The sequence below is a fragment of the Actinacidiphila glaucinigra genome, from assembly GCF_900188405.1.
Classification (GTDB): domain Bacteria; phylum Actinomycetota; class Actinomycetes; order Streptomycetales; family Streptomycetaceae; genus Actinacidiphila; species Actinacidiphila glaucinigra.
Genome location: NZ_FZOF01000013.1, coordinates 192676 through 202162 on the forward strand (window position 1 = coordinate 192676; position 9487 = coordinate 202162).

The following is a 9487-nucleotide window of genomic DNA, read 5'->3' on the forward strand; positions in this document are numbered from 1 at the left end:
TGCCTGCCGGAAACCCGGTCACCGAGCCGTGCCGGGCAGTCGTTTCGCCGGCGCACCAGGTGGCCGCCCGGTTGCCGGGCGGCAGCGTGTGCGCCGAGGACCGCGCAAGGCCCGGATTCCTCGGGTGAAAGGTCGAGGAGTCGCGTCCCGGAGCCCGGACGGCCGGTTTCCGCTGCCGTTTGGAACGGGACCGGCCATGATCCCCAGTCGTCGGCACTGTCGGATGACCTATGCGGGCCGGTCCCACCGGTACCGATACTGAGCAGGTGCCCGTGCGGTCACGCGCCGGTGCCGGATCTGTCGTGGCCCATCGTCGGCCAGGACTACCGCGCCTCACCGCTCCCACCCATGCGCCGAGGAGCATGATGTCGAAGATCATCCTTGTCACCGGGGCGTCCAGCGGCCTCGGGGCGGCGACCGCCCAGGCCCTGGCCGAGGCCGGTCACCTCACATATGCCGGAATGGACGCGGCCTCAGGCAACGCACCGATCGCCGCCGAATCGGACCGGGCCGCAGGCCGTCACCGCCCTCGGCCGCGTCCGATCGCGATGGACGTCGCCGATCAGCGCTCGGTCAGCGCCGCGGTCACCGAGATCACGGCGGAAGCCGGGCGGATCGACTGCGTGGTCCACACCATGGGACCTGTGCCCCGGGGCCCGATCGAGTCCTTCACCCCCTACCAGTTGGCGCAGATCTACGACGCGAACGTGCTGTCCACCCAGCGGGTGAACCGTGCTGTACTGCCGCAGATGCGCGAGCGCCAGGACGGCCTGCTGGTCTGGGTGGCGTCCGGCGGCGGCCCCACGGACGAGGCCCCCTACCTCGCCCTGCACTTCGAAGGCGTCGCGGTGATCGGCCATCTCGCGGCAAGCTACGCGAAGGAGCTGGCCGGCTTCGGGGTGGAGGCCACGGCCGTCGTGGCCGGCCTGGTCGTGCCCGCGGCCGGCCGGCGGCTGCGGCTGGTCCGTCCGGACGACCTCGACGCGGCGCAGGCGTACGAGGGCCGGTATCCCGGCCTCGTCGATCGAGTCGACGCGCACCTGGCCGATCAGGCCGTCACCGCGGCGCGTCTCGCCCGCACGGCCCAGGCCGTCGCAGCCGTGGTGGACAGCCCGAAGGGCACTCGCCCGTCGCGGGTCACCGCTGTTGCGCCCGGAGACCGGCCGCCGGGGACCGGCGACGGCGGCTAGGCAGACGCGGAAGGGCGCGGTCGAGGCATGAAGGCGAGAAGGTGCCCGGCGCGGGCGCGGGTCTCACTCCTCCAAGGCCCCGAGCGCGTCGCGGAGCGCTGCCCGGGAGGTGATGCCGAGCTTGGGAAATATCTGGTAAAGGTGCGCTCCGACCGTCCGGTGCGAGAGGTAGAGCCGTTCGGCGATCTGCTTGTTGCTCAGCCCCGATGCCGCCAGGTCCGCGATCTCCCGCTCCTGCGGCGTGAGCACCTTCCCGCCCGCTTCGGTCCTCGGCGCAACCCATCCGGCGGCCCGCAGCTGCTTGGCCGCACGATCGACCCAGGGACCGGCGCGAAGCTCGGCGAAGGCGTCGTGGGCCAGCGTCAGCTGCCCTCTGGCCTCTGCGTTCGCCCTGGCTCGCCGGAGCCGTTCGCCGTGGGCCAGCCGCACCCGGGCCAGATCGAACGGCCATTGCCCGACTCCCGGCAGGGCCAATGCCTCGCCGAACAGACGCACCGACTCCTCGTCGTCCGTGGCGCACAGAGCGGCCGAAGCGCCGGCGAGCAGCGCGAGCCGCGGGGAGAGCGCGGCGATGTCGTTGTCCCGGATGGCGCGCACATGAGCGGCCGCTTCCGCGGGACGGTCGGTGCGGACCGCGGCTTCGACGAGATCCATCATCACCCACAGGGCGTGCGGCACGTGCGAGGCGAAGGTACCGGCGGGGCTGATCGCCGTCGCGTGCCGATAGGCGCCGGTGAAGTCGCCGCGTCCGAGATCGGCCACGGTGCGTATGTGCCGGGCGTAGTGCAGTGCCGTCCCGACGCCCCGCGGTGCGGCCCACTGGGAGATGCGGCCCGTGAGGAGGCCGACCGTCGCATCCTCACCGCGGGGGGCGGCGACGACTGCCCGGCAGTACCAGAAGTACCAGGTGAAGAACCGGTATCCGGAGTCCTCGCAGAGCTGGACTCCTTCCTCGGCCAGTTCGACGCACTCGTCCCACCTGCCGGTCAGGTAGTCGTTCAGGCACAGGTGCATCAAGGCGCCGAGGTGCCGGCGCACCGGGCCGCCGTCCCGTCCCTGGCGGACGACCTTCCACGAGGGCTCGCGGAGGGCCTGCAACCGGTCGAGGTAGAGCGCCGCGGTACCGACCCTGACGATGCGGCCGGGGTCGGTCTCCTCGGGAAGCTCGCCGAGGATGCCCTCCAGCTGGTCCAATGCGGCAGCCCCCGAACGCGCCGGGTCGGAGAAGGTCCTGCCCGCCACGGACAGCAGTGCGGGCGGCTCCGGGCGCAACCGGGAGAGCGCGGCGTAGAAGGGCTCCCACAACTCCGCACGGCCGCTGAAGAAACACAGGAGCAGCAGCAGGTGCACGGCGTCGACAACGGCGTTGTCCTTGGCGTCGTACTGGTGGGTACCGGACTCGATGGCGCCCACCAGCAGGCGGTGAGCCGTGTCGATGTCCCCGTCGCCGTTGATGACCAGGTAGACGGCGGCAGCGGCGGATCGCAGCGACCCGGCCAGGTCCGGGTCGGCGCGTCGGGCGTCTTCGAGCAGCTCCGAGACGCCGCGCAGCTCCCCCGTCGCGTCGGCGCCGATGTAGGCGGCCTCGGCCAGGCGGCGAGCCCGGTCCGATCCGCGGGGACTCAGATCGGCCGCCCGTATCAGCGCCGCGACCGCCCCCAGGGCGTCGCCGCGCGCCGTGATCCGGTGGGCGGCCTGCTCCAGCAGGACGGCGACCTGCTCGTCCGGCTCGACGGACGCTTCTCCGAGATGCCAGGCCCGGCGCTCGGGCTGATGCGACAGGGCCTGGGCCAGGGCCCGGTGCGCCGCGCGGCGCTCGGCACTGGAGCAGGCGTCGACGACGGCCGAGCGGATCAGGGGGTGGCGGAAGACCAGCCGCCGGGTGCCCTCGTCGACCGTGACCAGCTGGTCCTGCTCGGCCGGGGCGAGATCTTCGAGGTCGGCGTCGCAACCGTCCTGCCGCGCCGCCGCGTACAGGACCCCGAGATCGCCGGTCCCGTCCATCGTGGCGAGCAGCAGCAGACGGCGGGCGGCAGCCGGGAGGCCGGAGACCCGGGAGACGAACAGTGCCTGCAGCCGCTGGCTCAGCGGCAGGACCGCCGGAAGGTTCTCCAGCGCCATGCGCTGCTGCCCGCTCAGTGCCGTGGGCAATTCCAGCAGAGCCAACGGGTTCCCTTCGGCCGCGGACAGCAGCCGGCGCCGCACGCGTTCGGCAAGGTTGGGGAATCGCGCGTCGAGCAGCGCCCGCGACGACGTTTCGTCCAGCGGCGGCACTTCGTACTCGGGTAGTCCACCGCGGTTGAAGAAGGTCTCGCTTCCTTGGCGCACGGCGCCGAGGAAGCCGATCCGGCTGCCGCCGAGCCTGCGGGCGACGAAGCCGAACACGGCGGCACTGGCGCGGTCCACCCACTGCAGGTCGTCGATGACGAGCAGCAGGGAGTCGGGCGCGGCCACCTGGCGAAGAAGCATGAGGGTCGCGCTGGACACGACGAGTCGGTTCGGCGACACCCCGCTGCCGAAGCCCAACGCGACACGCAGGGCCTCCTGATGGGTGCTGTCCAGATCACCGAACGTCTCGGAGAGGGGAAAGAGGAGTTGGTTCAGGGCGGAGTAGCTCACGTCGGCCTCGAACTCGACGCCGGCCGCACGCAGGACCCGCGTCCCGGTCGCGGACGCCGCCTCCGCCACGGCGTTGAGCAGAACCGTCTTGCCCACGCCGGCCTGACCCGACAGCAGGAGCGCCCCGCCACGGTCGGTGGCACCGAGGAAGTCGCGTATGCGATCCAGTTCCCCGGCCCGCCCCACCAGAGCGCCGACGGCTCCGTCGTCAAAGGGGTCGCCGTAGCCCACGCGTCCACACTCCCGTCAGCCCTCCGCGTCCGCCCGGGTTCCACTCGGGCGGGCATTCCTTGAATTCATTGACAAGGGCAGGTTCATGCTACCGCGCGAATCTCCGGGATCACCTTGCCGAGCTGCAATTCCAGTAAACCCTTCGACACGCCTGGAAAACTCGGGAGAAAATTCTTTCACTGAGTGAAAATTGGAATCCGATGAGCGTCTGCGGAGGGTAGCGTGCCGTCCGTACGGGTTCCCTCGCGAGGGCCCACGCGCAGGTGGACGGCACTCAGGTGCCCATCCGGCGACCGGGGCGGCTATGCGCGGAACACCTGAACGCACGCGACGCGGGTAACGGAAAAGCGCCCCCGCGAGCCCGCCAGCGGCGCGACATCCATTCCGGCGACCAAAGGCCTTTGTTCTCGGGGAATAGCCTGCGCTATCGGCCCGCGTATTGGGCTTACGCCCTTCGTGCGCCGGTCCACGCACCCGCCTCCACCGTCCCGACGGTAATACCGGACGGCGCCCGGGGAGCATGCGGGAGCCCTTCGGCGGGCCCTGCCGTCACGCTTCCGACGTATCGGGGAACGTGGCCGGCCGGAACCCGGCAAGGACTCGCTGTGTGCGTGGTCGAGGCGCGCGGACACCGGCGGAGCACACGACGGCCGACCGCGAACGCGGACCACCATGCGGATGGACGGGTTCCCCCCTGCCGTCAGGGCGATTGTGCGTGCCATGCTCCGCTGTGCCGCCGACCAGCTCGGCGAGCAGGCCTCGCAACGGCCCCTCGGCCGCATGGAGTACGACCTCGGTGGACAGAGCCAACCGATGCTCGCGGGCCTTGAGCTCTGCGGGGTCGGCGGCGGCGATCAGCTCATGGGCCTCTCGGCGGGCACGTCCTGACACCGGCCCGCCCTTTCGTCAGCCCGACGCGACGACCAGGCCAACCCCCTGGACCAGGGTGCGCGCCGCGGACCGGGAGTCGCCGAGGTAGCCCGCGACCATCGCTCCGTCACGAAGCGCGACCACCAGGTCGGCGGACTGACGGGGGTCCGCGACGCCCATTGTCGCGAGCGTGTCCTCCAGGAGCTGGCGGAACCACTCGCGGTGCGTCAGCACGGCTTGGTGGATCGGACACCCCCGATCCGGGTACTCCGCGGCCGCGTTGATGAAGGGGCAGCCCCGAAACCCCGGACCGCAGATCTGTTCGCCGATGCTGTGCGCGACGACATCGAGCAACGCCGCGCCTCCCCCCGTCCTCTCGGCCGCCACGGCCACCCGGGCCCGGATGTCCTGATCGGTGGCGTCCAGGTAGCCGCGCACCAGGTCGTCCTTGCCGTCGAAGTGCCGGTAGAAGGTGCCGCGCGCGATGTCGGCCTCCGCCATCACCCGGTCGACGCCGACAGCGCGGATCCCTTCGGTGTAGAAGAGTCTGCTCGCCGTGGTCAGCAGCCGATCCCGTGCCGCCGACTTGCGGCCGGTCGTGGCAGGCCCGCCCTTCGTCTCCGTCATGGGGGCATTATATAGAACGTTCCTTCCATGTACCCGGTACTGGATGCCCCGGTCAGCTCGACGTGTCCACCAGGGCGGTACTCGACTGGGAGGGTCGGGGCAGCGATGTCTTGTCATCAGCGCCGTGATGGTGGGCCCGGGGGCCGGGGCGCGGGCGCGGGCTGCTGCGGTAGGGAGCCGGCGGTATGGGCGACGCTGTGCCGGCGCGAGGCGTTCAGGCGGACTTGGACGCGGGTGTGGGTGGTCCCCCGGGGCTCCGACGACGGGCACGGTGCCGGCTCGGGGGTCAGGCCGGGGTCGCGGCGAGCGTTCCGATCCGTTCGGCGGCGGCCGCGTCGCCGGGCTCGGCACGGAGCCTGGTGCCGAGGCGGACGGCGGCCTGGCGGTGGGGGCCGGAGGCGAGCAGGTCGGAGATGGCGGCGCGGATCCGCTCAGGGGAGGCGTTCCGCCGGACGACGCGGGCGGCGCCCTGTTGCTCGACCGCCTTGGCGATCATCGGCTGGTCGAGCATGGGGTGCATCGGCATGACCACCAGCGGCAGATCGTGGGCGAGTGCCTGCATGGTGGTGCCGTGGCCGCCGTGGCCGACGACCAGAGAGACCCCCGGCATCACCTCGGCGTGCGGGACGTACGGATGGACCTCGGCGTTGGGCGGCGGGCGCAGCGCCGAGGGCTCCACAGCGTGGCCGGTGGCCATCACCGCGTGGACGGGCAGGTCGGCGACGGCGTCGAGGATGGCCTGGAGGGCGCGGGCCTGCGCGGGGTAGTGGATGGTGCTCAGGCTCACCAGGACGCGCTGCCGCTCGGACGCTGCGGCGGGCACCGTCGGGCCGGCCAGCACCGGCCCGGTGTGGTGAACGTTCCGCGGTCTCGGGCGCCGCCCGGCCGGATCGAGCTCCTCCAGAGCGGTGACCAGCACCGCCTCGGCGGACGACCAGAGCCGCATCGGGCGGTACCCCTTGGCGGCCGCGACCAGGCCCACCGGTCCGCGGCACCAGCGCTTGACCAGGTACTCGTAGAAGGTGTGGGCCAGCACCACATGGCGCAGCCCGGTCTCCTGGGCAGCCCGCAGCGCGGGCAGGCTCAGGCAGTCGATCACCGCCAGGTCGACCGGCTCGCGTGCCACGGCGGCGGCCAGATCACGACCGGGTCCGGCATCGGTGAACATGGCGAGGAAGCTCGCCGGGGTGTTGCGGGCCGTGGCCGACCAGGGCCGGGCCGAGGCGTACGGCTCGAAGCGGAACCCCTCCCCCTCGATCCTCCTTCGCTGCTGCGGATGTCCGAGGAAGCGGACGGTGTCGCCGCGCCGGGTGAGCTCGGCGGCGATGCCGAGGGCCGGCGGCAGATTGCCTCCGCCGTCCCAGGTGACGAACAGGATGCGGGCCATCTCAACGCTCCTCCCCCACGGTCCTCCCCAGGACCGCGTCGATCAGATACCTGACCCGCTGCCGCGCCTCGTCCCGGTCCAGTCCCCGGTCGTGGCGGAGCAGCTTCCATGTGTAGACATCGGTGGCGACGACCAGCAGGTCGGTCACCACCTCACATTCCGTGCCGCTGTGTCGGGACAACTGCGGTGCGAAGACCTCCTGCACCCAGACGCGGTGCGTCCGGCGGCCCTCTTCGGTCACCGACCGCGCCCTGGGGTCTCCGAGTTCCTCGCCGAGCAGCCGCAGCACCATGTCGCCGCGCCGTTCGTAGTGGTCGAAGAGCACCTCGATCGCTGTCGCCACGTCCCCTACCGGCGCGGCCCGCTCTTCGCGGACCTCGTCGCGGACGTGTACGGCGACGGCGTCGAAGAGCCCGTCCCGGCTGCCGAAGTGGCGCAGCACGGTCCGGACGCTCACCCCCGCGCGTGCCGCGACGTCAGCGAGAACCATGTCCAGCGACTTGGTCTCATTCGACAGGTCGAAGGCCGAGCGCATGATCCGAAGACGCGTCTGCGCCGTCGCCTCCGCTCGGGCCGTCATCCGGTAAGTCCGTCTGCTGTCTGTGTCGTTGGCCATGCGGGTTCCAGTGGACCACCACGTCTATTTTGGCGTCAACGAACGTGACATGAATTTGAGCCCACGACGCCGCAGTTGCTCGGGGGTGACGATGCAGACGTTCGCTCGCCCAGGCCCTCGGCGCGGAGCCGGGCGACCACGCCGAGGAGGCCCGCGCGCGAGCCGCCATCGCCTCCCTCATCCAAGCCGGCCAGGCCGACGGCGACATCCACCCCGACGTCAGCGTCGGCGACATCTACCTGCTGTTTATGCGTGGGTCGGCGAGGACGTCATCGCTCATGCCGCGGAAGCAGCGGGTGACGGTCTTGGACCGGGCGGTGCCGACGGAGGGGCCTTCGCTGCCAGTCGTCGCGGTGACGATGGGGCGGCCGCGCCGCGGAGGATTGCGCGAGGTCAAGCAGCATCTTGGCAGGCCCCTGCGCCATTGACAGCGCGGTGCCCGGGATCCAGGCCCATGCGGCGAGCTGTTAACCCGCCCGCCCGCAAGCCGAGACCTTTTTGTTACCCCACCCCAGCCGTCGCGGGTAGGATCCCAGTTGCTCGCTCACCTGAAAAGTGCCTCCGGCCGGCTTGGTGGACGTAGTTTTCTCTGGCCGGAGGCACTTTTCGTATCACTGATCCCCCACGGCAACGCGCCCTGTGGGCGGACCGACGCCGGCGACGCATCGGCCGGTGAACGCCGTGGCGTTCCCGCGGCTGGCTGAGAACGCTGTTGTGCAATGGTCGCACGAGCCCGTGTCCGCCCCCGCGTAGGACCTCGAGCGCCCGCCCGGGGCCGGGGCGCAGAGAGCACGATCTCTCGTGCCGACGCTCATAACCGGTCCACCCGTGCGAACCGCCCGCGAGGTCGACCGCCTGATCTGGCTGCCGCCGACCGCCGCGCGCAACCGGCTCACCCATGAGCGGGACCGTGCCGTGCTCGACGCGTTCCTGCGCGGAACGCGCCCCTGAAGCCGACACGCTGAGACGTACGCCACTCGGTGTGGGCTACAGCACCGCACTGATATACGAGGTTCACCGCGCATTCACCCTCGGCCGTCGACCACTTCACCTGATCTGCCTAATTTCGGCCTTACCGGTGAGCGAGCAGCCGCCGGGTGGATGCAGAAATCCATACCTCTGCTTCGCCGTCCACCGGCGGGCTTCAGGAAGGAATCACCAAAGGTGAAGCTTCAGCTTCAGCGTAAGAGCGGGCTCCGCGCGCTGGCCGTCGGCGCGGTCGCGGTTTCCGGTGCCCTCATGCTCACCGCGTGCGGTTCGGACGACAACACCAACGCGGGCGGCGACAGCAGCAAGGCCCCCACCTCGTCCAGCAGCATCAAGTGCGCTGACAAGGGCGGCCAGCTCCTGGCCTCCGGCTCCTCGGCGCAGCAGAACGCCATGGACGCCTGGGTCAAGAACTACCAGCAGGCCTGCTCCGGCGCCCAGATCAACTACAAGGCGTCGTCCTCCGGCGAGGGCATCATCGACTTCAACAACGGCACGGACGGCTTCGCCGGCTCCGACTCGCCGCTGAAGCCCGAAGAGGTCGAGGCCTCCAAGAAGATCTGCGCCACCGGCACCGGCATCAGCATCCCGATGGTCGGCGGCCCGATCGCCATCGGTTACAACGTCTCCGGCGTGGACGACCTGGTCCTGGACGCCCCGACCCTGGCCAAGATCTTCGACTCGAAGATCACCACCTGGGACGACGCGGCGATCAAGAAGCTGAACCCGGACGCCAAGCTCCCCAGCTCCAAGATCCAGACGTTCCACCGCCAGGACGAGTCCGGCACCACGGACAACCTCACCAAGTACTTCAACGGTGCGGCCAAGGACGCGTGGCCCTACGAGCACGCCAAGCCGTGGATGGGCAAGGGCGGCCAGTCCGCCGCCAAGTCCGCCGGTGTCGCGGCCCAGGTCAAGCAGGTCAACGGCTCGATCGGCTACTTCGAGCTCTCCTACGCG

8 protein-coding genes and 1 pseudogene are annotated in these 9487 nt (G+C 70.9%); 5 read left to right on the forward strand and 4 right to left on the reverse strand.

Annotation, left to right across the window (positions count from 1 at the left end; translation table 11 throughout):
• The first annotated feature begins 362 nt into the window (after positions 1-362).
• Complete coding sequence (locus CHF15_RS24990; protein WP_179279949.1) at positions 363-1190, forward strand: SDR family NAD(P)-dependent oxidoreductase; 828 nt, start codon at positions 363-365, stop codon at positions 1188-1190.
• Positions 1191-1253: 63 nt separating this feature from the next.
• On the opposite strand, the gene CHF15_RS24995 is transcribed toward CHF15_RS24990, so the two are convergent.
• Positions 1254-3995 carry a helix-turn-helix transcriptional regulator gene (locus CHF15_RS24995; protein WP_410169658.1) on the reverse strand — a complete coding sequence of 914 codons (2742 nt, stop codon included), beginning with the start codon at positions 3993-3995 and terminating at the stop codon, positions 1254-1256.
• 765 nt (positions 3996-4760) lie between these two features.
• On the opposite strand from CHF15_RS24995, the gene CHF15_RS45050 reads away from it, so the two are divergent.
• Entirely contained in the window at positions 4761-4928 is a 168-nt protein-coding gene (locus CHF15_RS45050) for a hypothetical protein (protein WP_179279950.1), read from the forward strand.
• Between the two features lie 18 nt (positions 4929-4946).
• On the opposite strand, the gene CHF15_RS25005 is transcribed toward CHF15_RS45050, so the two are convergent.
• The 3 genes from CHF15_RS25005 to CHF15_RS25015 form a co-directional block, all read right to left on the reverse strand.
• Complete coding sequence (locus CHF15_RS25005) at positions 4947-5537, reverse strand: TetR/AcrR family transcriptional regulator (protein ID WP_089226117.1); 591 nt, start codon at positions 5535-5537, stop codon at positions 4947-4949.
• Between the two features lie 286 nt (positions 5538-5823).
• On the reverse strand, positions 5824-6924 hold the full coding sequence (locus tag CHF15_RS25010; protein ID WP_220093330.1) for a glycosyltransferase: 1101 nt from the start codon (positions 6922-6924) through the stop codon (positions 5824-5826).
• Between the two features lies 1 nt (position 6925).
• Positions 6926-7504 carry a TetR/AcrR family transcriptional regulator gene (locus CHF15_RS25015; protein WP_179279951.1) on the reverse strand — a complete coding sequence of 193 codons (579 nt, stop codon included), beginning with the start codon at positions 7502-7504 and terminating at the stop codon, positions 6926-6928.
• A 146-nt stretch (positions 7505-7650) separates the two neighbouring features.
• Here CHF15_RS25015 and CHF15_RS46730 point away from each other — a divergent pair.
• From CHF15_RS46730 to CHF15_RS25030, 3 genes and pseudogenes are all read left to right on the forward strand, one after another.
• Positions 7651-7968 (forward strand): annotated as a pseudogene (locus CHF15_RS46730) (hypothetical protein); the annotation flags it as partial.
• 400 nt (positions 7969-8368) lie between these two features.
• Positions 8369-8491 (forward strand): NUDIX hydrolase, encoded by a 123-nt coding sequence (locus CHF15_RS25025; RefSeq protein ID WP_410169659.1) that lies wholly within the window; start codon positions 8369-8371, stop codon positions 8489-8491.
• A 213-nt stretch (positions 8492-8704) separates the two neighbouring features.
• Positions 8705-9487, forward strand: a 783-nt coding sequence (locus CHF15_RS25030) for a phosphate ABC transporter substrate-binding protein PstS (protein ID WP_089226119.1), incomplete at its 3' end; no start/stop codon positions are given.

What these genes read in the sequence shown, in the direction of transcription:
- CHF15_RS24990 (WP_179279949.1), top strand. Translation starts at nt 363, where the DNA reads ATGATGTCGAAGATCATCCTTGTCACCGGGGCGTCCAGCGGCCTCGGG.
- CHF15_RS45050 (WP_179279950.1), top strand. Translation starts at nt 4,761, where the DNA reads ATGCTCCGCTGTGCCGCCGACCAGCTCGGCGAGCAGGCCTCGCAACGG.
- CHF15_RS25005 (WP_089226117.1), bottom strand. Translation starts at nt 5,537, where the DNA reads ATGACGGAGACGAAGGGCGGGCCTGCCACGACCGGCCGCAAGTCGGCG.
- CHF15_RS25010 (WP_220093330.1), bottom strand. Translation starts at nt 6,924, where the DNA reads ATGGCCCGCATCCTGTTCGTCACCTGGGACGGCGGAGGCAATCTGCCG.
- CHF15_RS25015 (WP_179279951.1), bottom strand. Translation starts at nt 7,504, where the DNA reads ATGACGGCCCGAGCGGAGGCGACGGCGCAGACGCGTCTTCGGATCATG.